Source organism: Fischerella sp. JS2, assembly GCF_032393985.1.
In the GTDB taxonomy this organism is placed as follows: domain Bacteria; phylum Cyanobacteriota; class Cyanobacteriia; order Cyanobacteriales; family Nostocaceae; genus Fischerella.
The window spans coordinates 2,259,685-2,282,256 of the sequence record NZ_CP135918.1 but is presented as its reverse complement, the minus strand read 5'-3'; the positions used below and the strand labels follow the sequence as shown (position 1 = coordinate 2,282,256).

5 protein-coding genes and 1 pseudogene are annotated in these 22,572 nt (G+C 43.5%); all 6 read right to left on the bottom strand.

The window, feature by feature from the left end; translation table 11 throughout:
- Positions 1-202: 202 nt before the first annotated feature.
- Complete coding sequence (locus RS893_RS09440; protein ID WP_315790941.1) at positions 203-3,562, bottom strand: amino acid adenylation domain-containing protein; 3,360 nt, start codon at positions 3,560-3,562, stop codon at positions 203-205.
- 181 nt (positions 3,563-3,743) lie between these two features.
- Positions 3,744-4,799, bottom strand: a complete 1,056-nt coding sequence (locus tag RS893_RS09435) for an LLM class flavin-dependent oxidoreductase (protein WP_315790940.1) — start codon at positions 4,797-4,799, stop codon at positions 3,744-3,746.
- Between the two features lie 379 nt (positions 4,800-5,178).
- Positions 5,179-9,882 (bottom strand): polyketide synthase, encoded by a 4,704-nt coding sequence (locus tag RS893_RS09430; RefSeq protein WP_315790939.1) that lies wholly within the window; start codon positions 9,880-9,882, stop codon positions 5,179-5,181.
- A gap of 2 nt (positions 9,883-9,884) precedes the next feature.
- Complete coding sequence (locus RS893_RS09425; RefSeq protein ID WP_425475842.1) at positions 9,885-16,502, bottom strand: amino acid adenylation domain-containing protein; 6,618 nt, start codon at positions 16,500-16,502, stop codon at positions 9,885-9,887.
- A pseudogene (locus tag RS893_RS30480) lies at positions 16,471-21,242 on the bottom strand (amino acid adenylation domain-containing protein). Before RS893_RS30480 ends, RS893_RS09425 begins: the two are co-directional and overlap by 32 nt.
- 6 nt (positions 21,243-21,248) lie before the next feature.
- Entirely contained in the window at positions 21,249-22,334 is a 1,086-nt protein-coding gene (locus RS893_RS09410) for an LLM class flavin-dependent oxidoreductase (protein WP_315790935.1), read from the bottom strand.
- Between the last annotated feature and the right edge of the window lie 238 nt (positions 22,335-22,572).

Below are 22,572 nucleotides of genomic sequence, written 5' to 3'. Positions count from 1 at the left end.
AGAATAATTGTTGAGTAACTCTATTAAGACTTACGCATCCTTCGCGTTCTTCGTGTCTACTCCTACGGGAAGCCGCTTCGCATCTAACGTGGTTCATTCTTTTCCCCATCAAAGTTGACTTACCCAATCACTAGCTTGTTAGCAATTCTTGCGTAAATCCTGTCTATCAATGCTCAATTTGTGTGCCTAATAGAGACTGAACTCATGTTGTTTTTCTATAATTTTGTCTGACTTCTCTACGACGCTTAATTGAAGCTGTTCTAACTTCATTACGGTAAGAATCTTTTATCAAAGCCGCTGCTTCATTTTGCTCCTGATTCAAATATTTAGCTAAAGAGCTAATCGTTGGATATTGAAACATTTCCACCAAAGATAAATCTCGCGGCAATATTTTTTGCAACTTACTATGAACCTGAACTAAGAGTAATGATTGACCACCCAATTCAAAGAAATTGTCATAAATACCCACTTCATTCACATGCAGTACTTCTTGCCAAATATTAGCAATAGTTTGCTCTAGATCATTTTGGGGTGGTTGATAAGTCGTTTCCAACTCCGGTCGTGTTTGGTCAGGTGCTGGTAGCGCCCTCCTATCTACCTTACCGTTAGGTGTCAACGGCAGTGCCTCTAGCGTCACAAAAGCTGTTGGAACCATATAGTTCGGCAACTTCGACTTCAAAAAATGGCGCAGTTCAGGAATTGTCTGTGTCTGGTTTGGCTGTAGGACTACATAGGCAACTAAACGTTGAGAATCGGGTTGATCCTCCCGGCTCAAAACTATACTGGTTTCAACCCCTGGATATTGGTTTAAGAACGCTTCAATTTCTCCCAGTTCAATGCGAAAACCACGAAGTTTGACTTGATTATCAATCCGCCCTAAAAACTCCATGCTGGAGTCCGATCGCAACCGAACTAAGTCGCCTGTCTTGTAAAGACGTCCTCCTGCCTCTTTGTGGAAGGGGTTGGGAATAAATTTCTCGGCTGTGAGTTCTGGTCGGTTGAGATAACCACGAGCTACCCCAGCACCGCCGATATATAATTCACCTGGAACACCTATGGGAACAAGACGTTGGTGTTGGTCGAGGACATAAAATTGCGTGTTGGCAATCGGGCGACCAGTAGAGACAATGCTATCTGTTTGTTCTGTCTTGTTTTCTACAATTTGCACAGCCGACCAAATAGTGGTTTCTGTGGGGCCGTATAAGTTCCACACTTGCTTGCTACGTTCAAGTAACTGACTGGCAAGAGAGCGATCAAGCGCTTCCCCTCCGCAGAGAATCTTCAATTGCTTACTACCTTGCCACCCAGCACCCAGCAGTAACCGCCAAGTGGCTGGTGTGGCTTGCATGACATTTGCTTGGTGCAAATCTAGTTGTTTTGACAATTGAACGCCATCGCTAGCAACTTCACGGCTAACTACAATCAAACGAGCGCCGACAATCAGTGGTAGATATAGTTCCAGTGCCGCAATGTCAAAAGATAGGGTAGTGACAGATAAGAGAATATCGTCTTGAGTCAATCCCGGAGTTTGGCGCATTGTACTTAAGAAATTAACCACAGCGCCGTGGGGAATTTGTACTCCTTTTGGTCGACCTGTAGAACCGGAAGTATAAATTACATAGGCTAAGTTTTCAGTGCTGGCTTTATTTATAGGATTATCAATACTCTGTTTGCTAATTTTCTCCCAGTCGGCATCTAGGCATACTACCTTGGCTTGATGTTCTGGCAATTGCCCTGCTAACTCAACAGAAGTCAGCAGTACTGATACTTGGGCATCTTCTAACATCAAAGCTAAGCGCTGTTGCGGATAAGCTGGGTCTATTGGCACATAAGCCCCACCCGCTTTTAGAATTGCCAATAATCCAACCAACATTTCTACGGAACGCGGCAAGCAAATTCCTACCAGTACCTCTGGTTTGACTCCCAGCTTTTGCAAATAGTGCGCTAGTTGATTGGCTCTTTGATTTAATTGAGTATAGGTTAATTGTTCGTCTTGAAAAACTACTGCTACAGCGTCAGGTGTACGTTCCACCTGGGCTGCAAATAACTGATGGATACACTGGTTTGGATACTCAGCCTCAGTATCATTCCACTCGACTAATAGCTGCTGTTGTTCAGCTTCGCTTAATAGTGGTAACGCCTCTAGTCGCTGTTCTGGATTGGCAACTATGCCAGAGAGTAAAGTTTGAAAGTGCTGTACCATCCTAGTGATGGTACTGTCATTGAATAAGTCAGTGCTGTATTCTACTAGTCCTATTATCCCTTGTTCTGTATCCGAGAGGTTAAAACGCAGTTCAAATTTTGCAGTCCCGTTATCAAATGCTAAAGGACTGACAGTCAGACCCGAAAGTTCTGGTGGTTCCACCTGTGCCAGCTGTAAATCAAACTTGACTTGAAACAGTGGCGTCATCTGGCTGAGAGTTCGCTCCGGATTCAACTGTTCCACCAGCTTTTCAAAGGGTAAATCTTGGTGGGCATATGCTCCCTGCATCACTTCACGTACCCGATGGAGTAATTCACGAAAGCTGGGGTTGCCGGACAAGCTAGTACGCAATACTAAAGTGTTGATCAAAAACCCAATTAATCCTTCGGTTTCAACCCGATTGCGATTAGCAATATCAGTACCAACGATGATGTCATCCTGATGAGTGTACTTGCAAAGCAAAATGTTGAAAGCTGTTAATAGTAACGTAAACAGCGTTACCCCTTCCTTTTTACTCAAATCCTTCAGAGCATCCGATAGAGGTTTAGATAATACTAACGACTGTTGCCAACCTTGATAAGTCGGAACAACTGGCCGGGGTTGATCGCTTGGCAATTTTAACACTGGCAAGTTACCTTGAAGCTGCTTTTGCCAATAAGTTAGCTGCTGTTCTAACACCTGTCCCTGTAACCACTGGCGTTGCCAAATTGCCCAGTCTGCGTACTGAATTGGCAGTTCGGGAAGGGGTGAAGGCTTGCCATTGACAAAAGCCTCATAAAGTGCTTTCATTTCCCGGACGAATATTCCCATTGACCAGCGATCGCAGATGATGTGATGTACTGTCAACAGCAATATATGTTCTGCTGCGCCTAATCTCAGAAGGGTCAACCGCAGCAATGATTTCGTTAAGTCAAAGGGTTGCTGTGCCTCCTTGACTACTAGCTGCTGCACCTCCTCCTCCGGCTTAGAGACTTCTGTCAGATCCATGATCGGCAAAGTTAAGGGCTGAGGCGGAGTAATAACCTGGATCGGTTCCCCAGAAGCATTGGTAGTAAAAGTTGTGCGTAAGGTTTCATGACGTCTGACAATTTCAGTGAAGGTTTGTTCTAGCACTGCTACGTTTAGTTGACCCTGAATACGTAAGGCACTAAAAACGTTATAAGCACTGTTGTCAGGATCCAATTGCTGGATAAACCATAGCCTTTGCTGAGCAAAAGATAAAGGCAAAGAATCAGAATCTTTTCTTTGAGAAATTCTGGAGATTTTTACAGAACTCAAGCCTTTTTGCTTCAGTCGCTTTTCAAATAATGCCCGCTGATCTGGAGATAGATCTGCTATTTGTTGATACAAATCTCTCATTAATTAATACCTGAGTTAATTTATATTTAAATATTTGTAGTTGGGTGATGTACAGGGGAAAAAACGAACACAGATGTAGACGCGCTCATAGGCTTCCCGCAGGGTACACAGATGAACACCGATAAAGCAGTGCTTTATCCAAGAGAGAAGGGCTATACGTTAATTTATTAGTTGAGTAAACTTACTTTTTCTTTTTTGAATTACAAATATCTTTTAACTCTTTGAGATAAGATAAACTCGTCATCACGGCATCAAAATCTGAGTAAAAATCAATGAGACATGCCACTTCATCAACACCAGCTTGCTTTAAGAGTTCTATCATTCGCATACAGGTAATTTTTGAACCAATTAAAGTCCTCCCTTTCAGCCAGCCTTCGTAAGCAAAGCGCAAAAGACTGTTTATATCCGCTTCGGTGAATGTTGCCAAATTCACGTTGACGCCGGAATTTTTCGCTAGATTCTCAAGCAAGTCAATGTGGGTTTTGAGGTAATTGTAAAAAGGTTCCCTAACTTGTTCTTTGACGATATCGAAGTCTTCTCCCACAAAAGTATGCAACATCATTGCTACTTTTTTAGCTAGAGGATCATGACCATGTTTTGCCAAAGATTCGCGATAGAGTGATATTTGAGTTGCCACCTCTTCTAGAGTCCCTCCCAAAAGAGAAGTTAGTATGTTAGCCCCGATCTTGCCTGCTTCAATAAATGTTGCTGGAGATTGACAAACAATCCAAAGTGAGAACTTGGGCTGCACTGGTTTGGGAAAAGTTCTCAGCTTGAAACTTCTTCCCGTAACATCTTGGAACTCTACTTGTTCACCTTGCCACAGCCTTTGTACAGTCTCGATTCCACGCCACATAGCTTCTCTGCGATTGGCATGACTTTCAGTAGACAGTACAAAATCATCTACCGTCCAACCAGAGGCAAAAGCGATCGCTACTCTACCTTGAGACAAATTATCAACCACAGACCAATCTTCAGCAATCCGTGCTGGATTATGAAGTGGCATCACAACACTTCCAGCCCGTAACTGAATCTGTTCAGTTACCATCGCTAGGGCTGTACTAGTTAAAGATGGATTGGGATAAAGCCCTCCAAACGGATGAAAATGTCGTTCCGGAGTCCAAACCGCAGAAAAACCATGTTTATCTGCAAATTTAGCAGATTCTATTAATAAATTATACTTGTTTGTTTGATTTGTTGAACCATCACCGGAAAAATAAAATAAACCGAATTCCATTCTCTAACTCCTGATGTTTTGATGTGAGGGATTATTAGGTTGAAAATGGGTGTGGGGGTGGTTTGGGTGTAGGGGTGTAGGAAGATGAATATTTTCATGCACTCTTTGTGGATTTTCTCGTGATTGACTACCTTGAAAATAGAAATTGGGGAGTAACTTAACAGCAAACCCATAATCCATCTGTGTCCATCTGTGTGCATCGGTGTTCGTTAATTTTTCATCACCTCCTTGAGGGCAATTGCCCACGGAAAATCTACCTTGAAAAAAGAATTTGAATACAGTAAAAGATAAAAAACGAACACAGATGAACACAGATGAACACAGATGCGCACCGATGAAGTCACATGTAATTGATGGTGCTAATTATTAATTTCTTTGATTAGCTAGACGAAAAATCTTTAACCATTTCTGCTTGAACTTCTTCCGCTGATAGATTCTTGACCTCTTGTAATAAAGCAACCATTTCTTCTAATTCTTCCTGTTGAGGTTGCTGTTGAGCAATAACAGCAGCAAGTCCAGCAACAGTGGATGCCTCAAGCAAAATACTGTTAAGCGGTAAATCTACTTGAAAAGTTTCTCGCAGACGAGAAGTAACCTGAACAGCTAGTAAAGAGTGTCCTCCTAATTCAAAAAAGTTGTCATTCACGCCTACTAGAGAAACTCCAAGAATCTCTTGCCAAATGTTGGCAATGGTTTGCTCAATCTTATTTGTGGGAGCTACATAAACAGTTTGTAAATTCGGTCTTGAGTGCTGTGAAAAAGAATCTGCCTGCTGTGAGTCTTGAGAATTGCTTGCAGTTTCTATAGGTTTTAGCTTCAGTGATTGATTAATTCTTGCTTGTAAATCCCCTGTGGAAACAACAACCTGATTTGCCGCACCCATAAACAAAATGCGTTGAAAAGCTTCCCAAACCTCCTGCGGTGTCATGAATAATTCTGTTGCAGTTGATCCCAACGCCACATATTCTTCTTTTTCTAAATCAGAGAGAAAAGCTTGGCGATTCACACTAAACCAAGGAACAGAGTTTTGCTGTTTTTTTTGATGAACAAATGCGTCCATAAATAGGTAAGCTGCTGCATAGGCAACTAGTCCTAATCCTCCCAATATTGATGATAGTGAAGATTGTAAAAGATAGAAATCAAGCTTTTTCCCTTGTAAAAATTTTTCTAATACAATAAGTCCATGTACTTTTGAGTGAAATTCCTGCTCACATTCAGTTTTACCTATTTCATGAATAGATAAAGTTGACTTTTCATTACCACTGATTTCTGGTACATAAAACACTCCATGAATTTGACCAAAACGCTCATAAGTTATGGTCATAGCCTCTTGCATTTGTTCTTTATTGGCAACATCAGCTTTGATGATCAGAACATCTCCGCTTAATTCTTCTAAAGCCTGGATTCTTCTAATTTGATCACTGATATGATTGTGTTGATCATGAGTTGCTAGCCATTGTCCCCACTCATTTCTTGTTGGCAACTCTGAATTTTCGATTAAGATGAGTTTGGCGTGTACTGTTTGAGCTAAATATTCTGCAAACACTAAACCCAAACCTTTGACCGGATCACCGACGATGAGGTAAATTCCCCCTTCTCTTAACCGTGTTTTTTCTGGAACTACTTCGTTCAATTGAATTGGTTCAAAGGTTTGCACCCAACGATGACCATTACGGTAAGCAACAACTAAATCAGATGGTTGTTGAGTTAGTTCAGCTATGAGTTGGTCTATAAGTTGCTTTTCCAGAAAAGTCTCCGATTCAGGGATGACGATATCAATACTGCGACAGGTGATATGTGGATATTCTTGGGCGATCGCTTTACATGGGCCTAGCACTGTCGCTTTTTCTGGCTGCAACTGTTCTTGACCTACCACCTCGTGCATGTTGTTGGTTACGGCTGTTATTTGCACCGGAGTAGTTAAATTGTGTTTGGTCAATTGCTGTGCTAGGAATAGCAGACTGTAGAAAACTAGATCCTGAGACTTGGAAAAGTCCTCGATTCCTAATTGTGTCTGTGCGTGTAAAGTTTTACCCAGTGATGTAGTATTTGCTGTGACACCCCAGAAATGAGCAATATTTTGTGGAGTTTTACCTAGTTCGCGAAGAGTTTGCAGTAAGGTAGTATAATCATCCCGTTGCTGAGGATTGATTGTGTAGATGCAATCACTAAGATTTGTGAACTCTTCTCCTATTGTGACTATAATTACATCCTGACCTGCTTGTTCCAGTCGTTTGGCGATTTGTGAACCCACTCCACATGGATCGACAAAGACCAACCAGCAGGACTTTTGCTGAGTTAACCCTTCTGTTTTCCAGGGTTCAAGCAACATTACTCGTTTCCAAGCAGGAATGTAGAACCAGTCAGCCATATTCGGTTTTCTGGTTAGTTTGATTTGAGGATGGTTAGAGTTGTCTACTTTTTGGGCTTCAATCCAGTAACGCTGGCGCTCAAAGGGATATGTTGGTAAGGGTATCCGTTGACGCGACTGCTGAGCATGAAATTTATACCAATCTACCTGCACACCCGCTAGCCAGAGTTGACCTACGGTGGTCAGCAAAAATGCTGAATCTGATTTTTGGTATTTTGGATGGCGGAGTGTTGCCAAAACCGTAGGTTCATCCGCCTTACTTTGTCTGGCAAAGGTACTTAATGTCATCCCCGGCCCAACTTCCAGCAGAATTCGTTCTGGCTGTGTCATTAACTCAGCCATTCCCTGGGCAAAGCGGACTGTTTGTCGTAGATGTTTAGCCCAGTAGGTTGGGTCAGTTGCCTCTTTTGCGGTAATCCAAGTACCAGTTAAGTTAGAAATAAAAGAAATTTGAGGAGGGTTTAGTTTAATTTTTTCTACCTGGTTTGTGAACGATTCCAAGATAGAATCCATCATTGGGGAATGAAATGCGTGGGAGGTATGCAGGCAACGACACTCCACACCTTGGTCAGTGAGACGACTTTGCAAATGAGCGATCGCTTCCTCAGAACCAGAAACAACACACAAATTAGGTGCGTTACTGGCAGCGAGAGAAACCTCTTTACCAAGCCAGGGTCGCAGATCGTCTTCTGGAAGATGAACAGAAAGCATTGCACCTGTTGGCAGTTGCTGCATCAGTTGTCCACGCACAGCAACCAATGTCAAAGCATCTTCTAAGGAAAACACACCTGCTAAACAAGCTGCGACATACTCGCCAATGCTATGACCAATCATGGCTTCCGAGTGGATGCCCCACGCCATCCATAACTGGCTGAGGGCATACTCAATCACAAATAAGGCTGGCTGGGTAATATGAGTCTGTTGTAGTTGGCCTGTAGCTGCCTCAATCTGTTCTTCACTGGGATAGAGGACATGGCGCAAATCTATACCTAAGTGAGGCTTGAGCAGTTCACAGCAGCGATTTACCTCTTCGCGAAATATAGATTCAGTTTGGTAAAGTTCCCGACCCATGTTGACATACTGCGCCCCTTGCCCAGGAAACATAAATACAACAGGTCGATTATGGAGTTCTTTTAAGTAAGTCGAACCTTGCTCTTGGTTGGCAAACTCCAATTTTTTGACTGCATCCTCAAGGTTCTGACATACTACCATGAAGCGATGCTCAAATGCTTGCCGACCTACTTGCAGAGTATAGGCAACATCAGCCAAGTTTAAATCACGATGTTGTTGAAGGTAGGCTGCTAAGTTTGCTGTTGCAGTTTCCAGTGCCGTTCTGGTTTTAGCAGAGAGTAATAACAGATGCCAAGGTCGAGAAGGACTAGAAGCTTTGACAACAGGCGCTTCTTCTAGAATTACATGGGCATTAGTTCCCCCAATCCCAAAAGAACTAACCCCTGCACGACGGGGTGTGCCGTTTGTCTGCCACTGGGAAAGCGTGGTATTTACATAGAAGGGACTGTTGTCAAAATCAATCTCGGGATTGGGCTGCTGAAAGTGTAAACTGGGTGGTATTTGTCTATGTTTGAGGGCGAGGACAGTTTTAATTAGTCCTGCAACACCAGCTGTGATATCTGAGTGTCCAATATTTGTCTTGACCGAACCGACAGCGCAGAAACCTTTCTTGTCAGTACTTGCACGAAACACTTGTGTGAGTGCAGAAATTTCAATCGGATCTCCAAGGGATGTTCCAGTGCCGTGGGCCTCGATGTAGGTAATTGTCTCGGGATCAACCTCAGCCATAACTTGGGCTGCCCTAATTACTTTTGCTTGTCCATCTATACGTGGTGCAGTGTAGCTAACTTTGAAAGCTCCATCATTATTAATAGCAGAGCCTTTGATCACAGCATAAATACAATCGCCGTCAGCGATCGCATCTTCTAATCGCTTTAAAACAACTATACCCACACCATTACTAAAAACAGTTCCCTGCGCTTTAGCATCAAAGGCACGACAGCGACCGTCGGGAGACACAATTCCCCCTTCTTGATAAAGATATCCTTCTTTTTGCGGCACATCGATCGCCACACCACCAGCCAAAGCCATATCACATTCACCACCCAACAGACCTCGGCAGGCTAAGTGTACTGCAACTAATGAAGTTGAGCAGGCAGTTTGAATACCTACAGCCGGCCCTTCAAGGTCTAATTTGTAAGATACCCGTGTAGCCAAAAAATCTTTGTCATTGCCAAAGAAAAGTTGGTTACGATCTATAGAATTTCTAATATTTTGATTGGAATAAATATTTAGTACATAGTTGTTTGAGCCTGCGCCAGCATAAACTCCGATCAAACCTGAGTAAATTTTTGAATTGTAGCCGGCATTTTCCATAGCCTCCCAGGCACACTCTAAAAACAGACGATGTTGCGGATCAATAATCTCTGCTTCTCTGGGATTAAACCCAAAGAATTCAGCATCAAATAATTCTATGTCCTCTAGTACAGCCCCAGCTTTCACATAATTGGGATCGTTGAGTAGGTCAGGGTCTATGCCGCCAGCGAGCAACTCTTCATTAGTGAAAGCAGTAATAGACTCTACGCCATTTCGCAGATTTTGCCAAAATTCTTCAATATTTTTAGCACCTGGAAAACGACCCGCCATGCCAATGATGGCTATTTCTAAACCATTCCGACTAAATTCTACTGTATAACTCATTTTTATTGATTTCTCTTACTAATTGTCAAAAATTGCTTAATTCGTGCTTTGCCTTTTTCTAACTGTTCCGAGGGATCGCCAGTTTCCGGCAAAGATACTTGTTCGTTTTGCTCCTGACTTAAATATTTAGCCAAAGAGCTAATAGTCGGATATCTAAACAGTTCTAAGATCGATAAACTTTGCTGAAATCTTTTTTGCAACTGGTTATGAATCTGTAACAAGAGTAATGAATGACCACCCAGTTCAAAGAAATTGTCATGAATACCCACTTCATTCACATGCAGTGCTTCTTGCCAAATATCAGCAATTATTTTTTCTACCTCAGTTTGGGGTGGTTGATAAGTCGCTGCCAACTCCGGACGTGTTTGGTCGGGTGCTGGCAACGAATGGCGGTCTACCTTACCATTCGGCAGCAGTGGTATAGCTTCCAGAATCACAAAAGCTGATGGCAACATATAGTCAGGCAGTTTCTCTTTCAGGAAATGATGCAGTTCACTGACCATAATCGTCTGCTCCTTTTGAGCAACTACATACGCCACCAGTTGCTTATGATTTGGTCTATCTTCCCTAGCTACAACTACAGCATCCTCCACTCCCGAATGTTGAACTAGCGCCGCTTCAATTTCTCCTACTTCAATCCGGAAACCACGAATTTTTACCTGATTATCTATCCGTCCAAGAAATTCTAGATTTCCATCAGCTAAATAACGAGCTAAATCCCCAGTTTTGTATAGCCGTGTTCCTACTTCAGGAAAACCCAAAGAAAATTCTTGGCTTTCTTGGCGTCTACCCTTCGGGAACCCGCTTCGCGTGTATGGCGGTTCATTCTCCATCCCCATTTTATGCGACGCCGAAAAAATATTTGGTATAAACCGCTCCACCGTCATCTCAGGTCGGTTGAAATAACCCCTTGCCAATCCGACTCCACCGATATAGACCTCACCCGGTACACCAATAGGCACAGGTTTGAGGTTTCTATCCAGCACATATACTTGGGTATTAGCTATGGGACGACCAATCACAATCCGCGCCGGAACTGCATCTTGTGGACTTATACTGTAGCAAGTAACGTCAGCAGATACTTCCGACGAACCGTAAAGGTTTAAAAGAGTACTTTCCGGCAGCGTCTGGCGAAACTTTTGTAATAAGTTATGAGAAAGTGCTTCCCCACTTGTTACCCAAAGCTGCAACTGAGGCAGCCGCTGCTGTAAGTGAGTGTGAGTATCCAAGAGTACACGTAGCAACGAGGGGACAACAACCAGTCGTGTAATCTTGTTGCTAGCCAGAGTTTCTATGAACTGTTGCGGAGCCTTAACAACACTATCTGGTATAATTACTATCCGCACTCCTTGGAGTAGGGGCCCAAAAATTTCCCAAATCGAATCCACAAAATTTAAGGATGTCTTTTGACAACACACCTCCCCCGATTTAAAAGGATAGTTCTGCCACATCCAAGCAAAACGGTTGACAGCGCCTTGATGCAGACCTAAAACTCCCTTGGGTTTACCTGTAGAGCCAGAAGTATAGATGACATAAGCCAGACTGTTGGCACTAGAACTATTGACGGGGTTGTCTTGGCTCTCCTGAGCAATACTACTGCGATCGCTGTCCAGACAAACCACCCGTGCCTGATGTGCTGGAAGTTTCTCCAGCAAATGTTGTTGAGTCAGTAGCAGTGACACTTGGGCATCTTCCAACATCAAAGCTAAGCGCTGTTGCGGATAAGCTGGGTCTATTGGTACATAAGCCCCACCCGCTTTTAGAATTGCCAATAATCCAACCAACATTTCTACGGAACGCGGCAAGCAAATTCCTACCAGTACCTCTGGTTTGACTCCCAGCTTTTGCAAATAGTGCGCTAGTTGATTGGCTCTTTGATTTAATTGAGTATAGGTTAATTGTTCGTCTTGAAAAACTACTGCTACAGCGTCAGGTGTACGTTCCACCTGGGCTGCAAATAACTGATGGATACACTGTTGAGGATACTCAGCCTCAGTATCATTCCACTCGACTAATAGCTGCTGTTGTTCAGCTTCGCTTAATAGTGGTAAATCCTCAAGCCGTTGTTCTGGATTGGCAACTATCCCAGAAAGTAATCTCTGGTAATACTCTGCCAGCCGTTGTATAGTTTGCGGCTCGAATAAGTCAGTGTTATACTCCACACTGCCAATCATGCCGGAGGCTGTTTCTGCCATGTACAGTGTCAAATCAAACTTGGCAGTGCCACTATCACTTTCTAGGGTACTCAAGGTCAAACCCGGTAATTCTATCTCTAAACTGTGGGCATTCTGAAGCACAAACATCACTTGAAATAGAGGTGTGTGACTTAAGTTGCGCTGGGGCTGCAATTTTTCTACTAATTTTTCAAAGGGCACATCTTGGTGGGCATAAGCTCCTAAAGCGACTTCCCGCAGCCGACGTAGCAACTCTCGAAAGCTAGGATTGCCAGAAAAATCGGTTCGCAGCACTAGGGTATTGACAAAAAAACCAATTAACCCTTCTATCTCCCTGTGGTTACGATTGGCAATGGGAGAACCAATCACAATATCATTGTTTCCGGTGTAGCGATACAGCAGCGTCTTGAAAGCTGCCAGCAAGGTCATGAATAATGTACTTCCTTCTTGCTGACTCAAATTTTTCAATGCAACAGTTTGCTCTGGAGATAGCCGGAAAGAATAGGTAGCACCTCGGAAAGACTGAACAGCAGGTCGTGGGTGATCAGTAGGTAACTCTAGAACAGCTGGCGCACCATCTAACTGCTGACGCCAGTAAGCAAGCTGGGATTCGAGTACTTCTCCTGTGAGCCACTGCTTCTGCCAAGCGGCAAAGTCTATGTACTGAATTGGTAATTCAGGTAACGGTGAAGGTTGCCCATTAGAAAAAGCTTTATAAAGTGTTGCTAATTCATGCACTAGTACGCTTGTTGACCAACCGTCAGAAACGATGTGGTGCATGGTCAACAGGATCACATATTCCTGTTCACCAAGCCGCAGTAATTTCACTCGCAACAGAGTATCAGTCTCCAGGTTAAAGGGCTGTTGCGCCTCTGCAAGTGCTAGTTGTTTGACTTTGGTTTCTCGTTGATTAGCAGGCAATTCCGCCAGATCAATGACTGTTAATAGCTGCGATGTTACCGATGAAATAAATGCTACAGGTTGCCCTTCGATGGTCTTAAAATTAGTTCGCAGGGTTTCGTGACGGCGTAGAATTTCATGAAAACTCTGCTCTAGGGCTGCTAGATTTAACTGCCCCTGTAAATGTACGGCGTCGATAATGTTGTAAAAAGGACTATCTGGCTCTAACTGAGCCAGGAACCAGAGTCGTTGTTGGGCAAAGGACAGGGGTAAATCTGCTGTCCGGGAAATAGGCTTAATAGGCGGTATTTCTAATCCTAAGTCTGCTTTGGTAGCTTTTTCGATTTCCTTGGCTAGCCCCGCGACTGTTGGCTGGTTAAACAAGCAACGCAAGGGTAGTTCCACTTTAAATACTTGCCGCAGTTGCGAAATAACACGAGTAGCCAGCAGGGAATGTCCCCCCAACTCAAAGAAGTTGTCGTGAATGCTTACTTTTTTAATGCCAAGCACTTCTGCCCAGATTCCAGCGAGCATTTCTTCAACTGGTGTGGAAGGAGCTACTATATTAGACTCAGATATTAGTTGTGTAGGGTCTGGTGTTGGTAGCGCCCGGCGGTCTATCTTGCCATTGGGCGTCAAAGGTAGCGCTTCTAGGATGACAAAAGCTGTTGGCAGCATGTAGTTTGGTAGTTTTGCCTCCAAAAAGCGGCGCAGTTCGGCAATTGTCAGTGTCTGGTCTGGGTGGAGAGTTATATATGCTACTAAAGTTTTATTTGCAGTGTCATCCTCCCGAACAGTAACCACACTCGCAGATATGGCTGGGTGTTGGCTGATGACTGCTTCAATTTCTCCCAGTTCAATGCGGAAACCCCGAATTTTTACCTGGTGATCAATGCGACCTATGTACTCTATATCTCCACTAGGCAAATAACGAGCTAAGTCTCCAGTCTTGTATAAACGCACTCCCGATTCGTTGCTGTAGGGATGGGGAATGAATTTTTCACAATTCAAATCAGGACGATGCAAATAACCTCTAGCTAGGCTAGCACCACCGATGTATAGTTCTCCAGGAACTCCAATCGGTACTGGCTGCAAGTTAGAGTCGAAAATATACAACTCGGTGTTAGCAAATGGGTGTCCTATTGATACTAATTGATCATTAACTAACTCCTGAGTTGTGGTTTCAAACCAGGAACTGTCAATTGTGGCTTCGGTCAAACCGAAAGAGTTAATTAAGCGGGTGTGGGAACCGCAAAAGTTCTGAAATTTTTGATATTCTTTTGTGTACCAAACATCAGAACCACAAATCAGCAACCGCATAAAGTCAAGTTGCTGTTGACTCTCCTCCAAGTACTGCATCAAGTTTCGCAAAACTGCTGGTACAAATTCGGCACAGTCAACTTTTTCTTCGATCATCAGGTTGTATAGGTCTTGGGGAGACAGTAGTAGGTCGCGGGGACATAAAACCAGTTTGCCACCCGAACAAACAGCACGAATTAAATCTCCAGAAAAAACATCAAAGGAGAAACTTGCCATTTGCAGGTGACAGGTTACATCTGTGCGTAGGTGGTAAGTTTCTTCCCAAGCAAAATAAGCATTGACGAGGCTGCTGTGCTGAATTGCCACACCTTTTGCTCGACCTGTAGAACCTGATGTATAAATTACGTAGGCTAGGTTTTCTGGTTTAGTCCCACTGATGGGATTGTTCTGAGTTTGTTGTGATTTAACAGGAATATTACTGAAATAATTAGTATCAATAAGTATAACTTTAGCTGTGTGTGGTGGGAGTTCGGCAACTAGCTGTGCCTGGGTCAGCAGTACCAAAGGCTGGGCATCTTCCAACATCAAAGCTAACCTTTGTGGTGGATAGGATGGATCTAGGGGGATATATGCCCCGCCTGCTTTGAGAATTGCCAGAATAGCAATTACCATTAAGAGCGATCGCTCAACACAAACCCCCACTAATACCTCTGGCCCCACTCCCAACTTTTGCAATTCATGGGCCAGTTGGTTGGCACGGCAGTTGAGTTCCCGATAAGTTAATTGCTGGTCTGCAAAAACTACGGCTACAGCATCAGGTGTACGTTCCACCTGGGCTTCAAACAACTGATGGATGCATAGGTCTTGGGGATAGTCACTCTTAGTGTTATTCAACTCCACCAGTAGCTGATGTTTTTCAGCTGCTGTTAAAAGTGATACTTCTTTCAGACGCTGTTGGGGATTGGCAATCATTGCATTGAGCAAAGTTGCCAGATGTCCTAGCATACGCTCGATAGTGGCAGCAGCAAAGCGCTCACCTTCATTGTAGGCAATGGTAAGCAACAGCTCTCTACCCGGGATCACACTTAGCGTTAGGGGATAGTTAGTCTGTTCAATGCTACGAAAATTCTTAATTGCTAGGTCTAAACCTGGTTCTGATAAGGAAATATCTACGGGGTAGTTCTCAAAAACGAGAATACTCTCAAACAGAGGCAGACCTCTGTTAATTTCACTCCAACCCTGAATTTCTACGAGTGGACTATATTCGTACTGCCGTGTCTCAACTTGTTGAACTTGAACCTGCTTTAGCCAAGGTAAGAGGAAAGCTTCGGGATCAACTTTGACTCGGAATGGCAGTGTGTTGATAAATAACCCCACCATTGATTCGGCTTTGGGCAGCGCCGCCGGACGACCTGAGACTGTTACCCCAAATAATACGTCTACTTCCCCACTATAGCGGTTCAGGAGTAAAGCCCAAGCTCCCTGCACAAGAGTGTTAAGTGTTAGCTGGTGTTGTTGTGCTAGTGATTGGAGGGCGGCTGTTGTTGATGCTGGTAGCCGCAGTTGTTGTTCTTTGTGGTTACCAGTAGATGTTTGCTGATTATTTTGGTTTTCCCATATCTTTGTAGGAGCAGTAAAACCTTTGAGGGTCTGTCGCCAAAATGTTTCAGCCTCGAAAAGATTTTGCTGCTGTAACCAGACGATGTAATCCCGGTAAGGACGTGGAGATGGGAGGGAGAGAGTTTGACCTTGACTGAAAGTTTTGTAAAAGGCCAGAACTTCTTGGAAAATTAAAGGAACAGACCAACCATCTAACAGCAGGTGATGGCTGCTCCAAATAAAATGATAAGAATGGTCGGTATGTTGAATCAGCACCAAACGCATCAGAGGTGCAATTGTCAGATTAAAGCCTTGGCAGCGATCGCTTGACAAAAAAGCCTCAATTTGTCCCTGCTGTGCAACTGAAGACACATGCCGCCAGTCGTGATGCACAAAAGGTAGTGTTACTTGACGATGCACGACTTGCACAGGTTCTTTTAAGCCTTCCCACAGGAAACAGGTGCGCAAAATTGGGTGTCGATTTACGACCTGCTGCCAAGCACGATTGAAGGCTGCAATCTTGAGATTGCCTTCTATGGTGCAGCTAAATTGGTCAAAATATACTCCTGATTTGGGATCTGCTAGACAGTGGAAGAGGATGCCCTGTTGCATGGGCGAGAGGGGATAAAAATCTGCAATATTTTTCATGCCCATATCACATTCCTCTAATGACTGCGGTAATTGCATCCAGATCGGCTTGATTCCATTGACTTTGCTGAAATTCAGCACAATCGGAAGGAGTAAAGCCACCTGCATCGGGAGATTGACAGTGAGTAATTAGCGATCGCAATGCATCTATATAACCAACAGCCAATTTTTCCACTGTTGCACTTTGATATATCTCTTGACTAAAACTCCATTCCAAGCGCAATTGACCTGCACTCACCAGTCCATTAATTTCTAAAAGGTATGGCAGGGTTTCCTGTGGACTGTAGACGCGACCACTTGATTCTGGTGCGAACTGAAATAGAGAGGATGAGGACAAACTCTGGTCAAACTGACCCAGATAGTTGAAAGCCACCTCAGCTTGAGGTAATGCTTGCAGTACTTGGGCGGCTTCATCACCTCTGAGGTAGTGCCATATCCCATAGCCCATGCCCTGATTGGGAATGCGCCGCAGTTGTTCTTTAACTGCTTTTAAAGCTTCCCCAGGATGACTATCTGGACTTACTTTCAACAGTACCGGAAAAACGGAAGTAAACCAACCCACAGTCCGGGATAAATCTATCGATTCTGAAAACGCTTCCCGGCCATGGGCTTCTAAATCTACCAACAAACAATCTATCCCCTGCCATCGGGCAAAGGTCTGTGCCAAAGCTGTCAGTAACACATCATTGATTTGAGTGTTGTAGGCTTGGGGAACCTCTTGTAAGAAAGCTTGAGTTTCTTCTTGACTCAAAGCTACAGAGACAATTTGAGCTTTAGCCATTGTATTCTCTCCCCCTGGAAAGTCCACGGTTAGGGAAGCAATGGGTTGTTGCAGTTCTTGTTGCCAGTAATTGAGTTCTTGCTTGAATGCGTCTGCTTGGGCATAGGCTTGTAGTTGTTCAGCCCACTGTCTAAAGGAAGTCGTTTTAGAAGCCAGCTGAATCCTTTGCCTACAACAGATTTGCTCATAACTCCTCTGCAAATCTTCCAATAGGATACGCCACGATACCCCATCAACCGCTAAGTGATGGATCACAATCAGTAGGCGCTGTTGATTGCAGCCGAGGTGAAATAAGGCGACCCGAAGCAATGGCCCCTGAGATAAATTGAGGCTGGCTTGGAATTCGTTGGCAGCGTCTGCAATTGCTTGTTTTTGTTGAGTTTCCGGCAGAGACGAAAAATCTCGCTGTACCAACGGAACTACGCCATCAACATCAGCATTCACCTGCTGCCAACCAGATTCCCCCTTGACAAAACGCAAGCGAAGTGCATCGTGGTGCTGGAGTAATGCTTGCACTGCTTTCTCTAAGCAAGTAATATCCAGTGGTTGCTTAGGTGCGAGCAGAACTGCTTGATTATAGTGGTGAGGAAAAAGGAGATTTTGGCCAAAGAACCAGTGCTGAATTGGCGTCAAAGGTACTGTTCCGGTGACAATTCCTTGTTCGGCGGCAATGATGGTCTCAGTTGTACTGACTACTGCTACTAATTCCGCGATCGTCTGGTATTGAAAAATCTGCTTTGGTGTTAATTGTAGTCCGGCTTCTCGAGCTTTAGAAACGACCTGAAGACTGAGGATGGAGTCTCCACCTAATTCAAAAAAGTTGTCGTTGATACCTACCTTTTCCCTACCTAGTACCTGCGCCCAAATCGCAGCTAACTGTTTTTCGACTGTGGTTTCAGGAGCAATGAAAGCTGAGTCTATTTCTGGAGTTTGCTGTTCTGGTGCTGGTAGTGCTTGCAGATTTACCTTACCGTTGGGGGTTAAAGGCATGACTTCCAGGAATACGAAGGCAGCAGGAATCATGTATTCTGGTAACTTTTCTTTCACAAAGTAACGCAGGTCATGGCTGAGTGCTGAGTGATGAATATTACTATTATCTAAATCTTGTGCTTCTTGCTTGGGAACTATATAAGCTACTAAGCGTTTATTTCCCGCTTTTTCTTCTCGTGCTAAAACCACCACTTCTCGCACGGCCGGATGTTGACTCAGCACCGACTCAATTTCTCCTAACTCGATGCGGAATCCCCGACTTTCACTTGATTGTCAATCCGCCCCAGGAATTCGATGTTACCGTCTTGCCGATAGCGTACCAAATCCCCAGTTTTGTACAATCGAGTTCCTGAACCATTGCTGAAGGGGTGGGGAATGAATTTATCGGCGGTCAAATCTGGACGGTTGAGGTATCCCCTAGCAATACCAACACCACTAATGTATAGTTCACCAACAACACCAACAGGAACTGGTTGCAAATATTTATCTAATACATAGGTTTGAGCATTGGGAATCGGGCGTCCAATCGGTATCTTGAGTGACGGGTTGTCTGTGGGTGCTAACGGTAATTTGTATGTCGTTGCGACAACAGTTGCCTCTGTGGGGCCGTATGTATTGATCAGTTCTTGGCGATCGCCTAGACAATTTCGCCAAATTTCTACTTGTTTTCCCTGCGCTTGCTCTCCGCCAATAATTACTAGCCGGAGTGAGTCAGGCAGCCGTAAATCTGCTGTGGCGATGTCAGACATGAGTTGTTGCCAGTAGGCAGTCGGCAAATCTAACACCGTCAGCTTTAAATCCTGGCACTTTTGCAGAAATGTCTGCCCATCACTGAGCATTTCATCAGTACGTAGAACCAAAGTTCCACCACACGTCAGGCAGGGATAAATTTCTTCTGCTGCTGCATCAAAACTAATCGAGGCAAACTGAAGCACACGATCGCACTCTGTCAGTCCATATTCAATAACAGCAGCTTCAGTAAAATTAACTAAAGATTTATGTGTAATTAATACACTTTTGGGTGTGCCTGTAGAACCAGAAGTGTAAATCACATAAGCTAAATTTTCGCATCCAGTATTACTAAAGGGATTGCTCTGGCTCTCCTGCGAGATGGCTTGCCAGTCTGTATCCAAACAGACAACACATGCTTGATGCTCAGGCAGTTCTTTGATTAATTTTTCCTGAGTTAGAAGTACAAGCGCTTGGGAATTCGCCAAGATGTAGGCTACACGTTCCTGGGGATAGTTTGGGTCTATGGGCACATAAGCGCCACCGGCTTTTAAGATGGCTAAGATTGCGATCGCCATCTCTAAGGAACGCTCAACACAAATCCCCACTGGCACTTCTGGTTGCACTCCCAACTTTTGCAAATAATGGGCCAGTTGGTTGGCTTTCTCGTTGAGTTCTCGGTAAGTCAACTGCTGATCTGCAAACACCACCGCCACTGCATTTGGTGTTCTTTCCACCTGGGCTTCAAACAGTTGATGAATGCACTGGTCTTTGGCATAGTCTGTTGTTGTTTGATTCCAATCTACAAGTAGCTGATTTTCCTCAAACTTAGTCAGTAAAGGTAATTTTGAGATATTCTCATCGGGGTGAGAAACAATCCCTGCCAGCAAAGTTTGCCAATGCCCAATCATGCGGTTAATGGTGTCTGCCCCAAACAAGTCGGTGTTGTACTCTAAGGCTCCCATTAGTCCCAGCTTTGTATCTTCTAAGAACAAAGTCAAGTCAAACTCAGCAAATCCACTGTCTACAATAGAGGGAGTCAATTTCAAACCAGGCAATTCTAGGGCTTGCAGTGGCGCATCCTGGAAAACGAACATCGTCTGGAACAGAGGGTTATGACTCAATGTCCGTTCTGGTTGCAGTTCCTTCACCAGTTGCTCAAACGGTAAGTCTTGATGGGCATAAGCTGCCAAGGTGGTTTCCCGTACCCGTGCTAATAGTTCTCGAAAACTAGGGTTGTTAGAAAGATTAGTTCGCAAAACCAAAGTGTTAATAAAACAACCTAGTAAATTTTCGGTTTCAATTTGGTTGCGATTGGCAATGGGAGTACCAACTACCAGGTCTGTTTGTCCTGTGTAGCGATAGAGCAAAGTCTTAAATGCCGCAAGTAACACCATGAACAAAGTCACGCCTTCCTTTTGACTTAAGGACTTCAGTGCCTCTGTCAGTGATTGAGGAAGGATGAGAGTTTGGCGCGCACCTCGCAAGCTTTGAACGGCGGGACGTGGATTGTCTGTTGGTAAGGCAAGAACTGGAGGTAAGTTTTCTAGTTTTTGCTGCCAATAAATTAATTGAGGCTTGTACGTTTGGTCATCCAAAGATTGCCGCTGCCAAAGAGCGAAATCTGCATACTGGATAGGCAATTCTGGCAAAGCTGGGGCAGTGCCATCACAAAAGGATTGGTAAAGTGTTCCTAATTCTCGATAAAAGACTCGCCACGACCAACCATCAGAGATGATATGGTGCATGGTTAGGAGCATTAAATGTTCTTGCTCTTTTAGCCGAATGAGCGTACCTCGTAATAAAGGGCCTTGACTAAGATCGAAGGGTTGAGTTGATTTTTCAGTGACTATTTGTTTGATTAATTCTGCTTGTTCAGTCTCTGAACGCTCTTGCAGGTCTATGATTGGTAGTGTGACTGTTAGTGCCGGGGCAATAACTTGAATTAGTTGAGCATCTACAGTTTGAAAAGTGGTGCGCAGTATTTCATGCCGTTTAATGATTTCGTTAAGACTTTGCTCTAAAACAATACTTTTAAGATTACCTGTAATCCGAAACAGATTAGATTCATTATATAAGGGAATATCTGGTTGTAATTGGTAAAGAAACCACAACCTTTCCTGAATTAAAGATAAGGATAAGACATCAGAAGCTTTTCTCTTAGGGATTGATGTCGATGTGATATTTTTTAAATTTAATTCTTTCTGTTTTAGACGCAGTTCAAACAGCGTTCTTTGTTCTGGAGAAAGTGCCGCAATTCTTTTTGCAAAATCATTCATAATGAATCACCCAAAAAAGCTGAGTGCTGAGTAATGTCCCACAGTCTTTTTCACTTGATACTCTTCTGTTATTTTTTGCAACTTATATAAGCTTGTCATCACAGAATCAAAATCCAAGCCAAAATCAATCAAACACGCAATTTCATCAACACCAATTGAATGCATATATTCAATAGTTTCACGACAGGTTGCGATCGTTCCTATCATGACTCGTCCTTGAAAATAGCGTTCAAAAGCAAATGATAAAAGGCTATTACGATCTTCTTCCGTAAAAGATTTTATATCTACCTGAAAATTAATTGTTTTGGCTAAGTTTTCAACTAGTCCAAAATGAGTTTTTAAATAATTGCAAAAAGGCTCCTTGACTTTCTGCTTTACTGATTGAGTATCTTCCCCAATAAAAGTATGCATCATCAGCGCTACTTTTCCACTCTTGGGATCATGACCGTGTTGCATCAAAGAATCACGGTAAAGAGATATTTGTTGTCCTAAATCCTCTGGAGTGGCATATAGCAAAGAAGTTAAAACATTAGCCCCAATTTTTCCAGCACCAATAAATGTATTATCTGCTTGACAAGTAATCCAAATCGGTAATTTTGATTGTATGGGACGCGGGAACGTTTTGATATTGACAACATTTCCAGTCCCTCCTTTAAATCCAATTGATTCACCTTGCCAAAGTTTTTGGACTGTCTCAATACCCCGCCACATTATTTCTTTACGAGCTGCATAATTTTCTGGAACTAATAAAAAATCATCAGCGTGCCAACCCGGTGCAAAAGAAAGACTGACTCTACCCTTAGAAAGATTATCAACTACACCCCACTCTTCAGCAACTCGGACGGGATGTTGTAACGGCATGACAATACTACCAGATCGTAGCTGAATTTTTTCAGTTACCATTGCCAACGCAGCACTAATTACCGATGGATTAGGATAGAGTCCTCCAAAGGGGTGAAAATGCCGCTCAGGAGTCCAGATTGCTGCAAAATTATGTTGATCAGCAAACTTGGCTGTTTCAAGTAAGAGATGATATTTATCTACTTGGGTTGTTGACCCATCACCAGAAAAATATAGTAAGCTGAATTCCATTTTGAGTTATTTACAATTGTCTTGAAAATAAGGCAGAAGGCAGAGAGCAGATGGCAGAAGGGGTAAGAATTTTTATAGCAAGGTTTGTGCCATAACCTAGTGTAATTAGCTGTTTTGACAATAGCGATCGCAGATCAAATTAGGAGCAAACCCATAAACCATCTGTGTTCATCTGTGTTCGTTATATTCTTCATCTCCTCGTTGTTGGCAATTGCCTGTGAGAGTCTAGTGATTTGTT

Coding starts and splice junctions, on each gene's coding strand:
- RS893_RS09435 (WP_315790940.1), bottom strand. CDS start 4,799: ATGGAATTCGGTTTATTTTATTTTTCCGGTGATGGTTCAACAAATCAA.
- RS893_RS09425 (WP_425475842.1), bottom strand. CDS start 16,502: ATGCAATTACCGCAGTCATTAGAGGAATGTGATATGGGCATGAAAAAT.
- RS893_RS09440 (WP_315790941.1), bottom strand. CDS start 3,562: ATGAGAGATTTGTATCAACAAATAGCAGATCTATCTCCAGATCAGCGG.
- RS893_RS09410 (WP_315790935.1), bottom strand. CDS start 22,334: ATGGAATTCAGCTTACTATATTTTTCTGGTGATGGGTCAACAACCCAA.
- RS893_RS09430 (WP_315790939.1), bottom strand. CDS start 9,882: ATGAGTTATACAGTAGAATTTAGTCGGAATGGTTTAGAAATAGCCATC.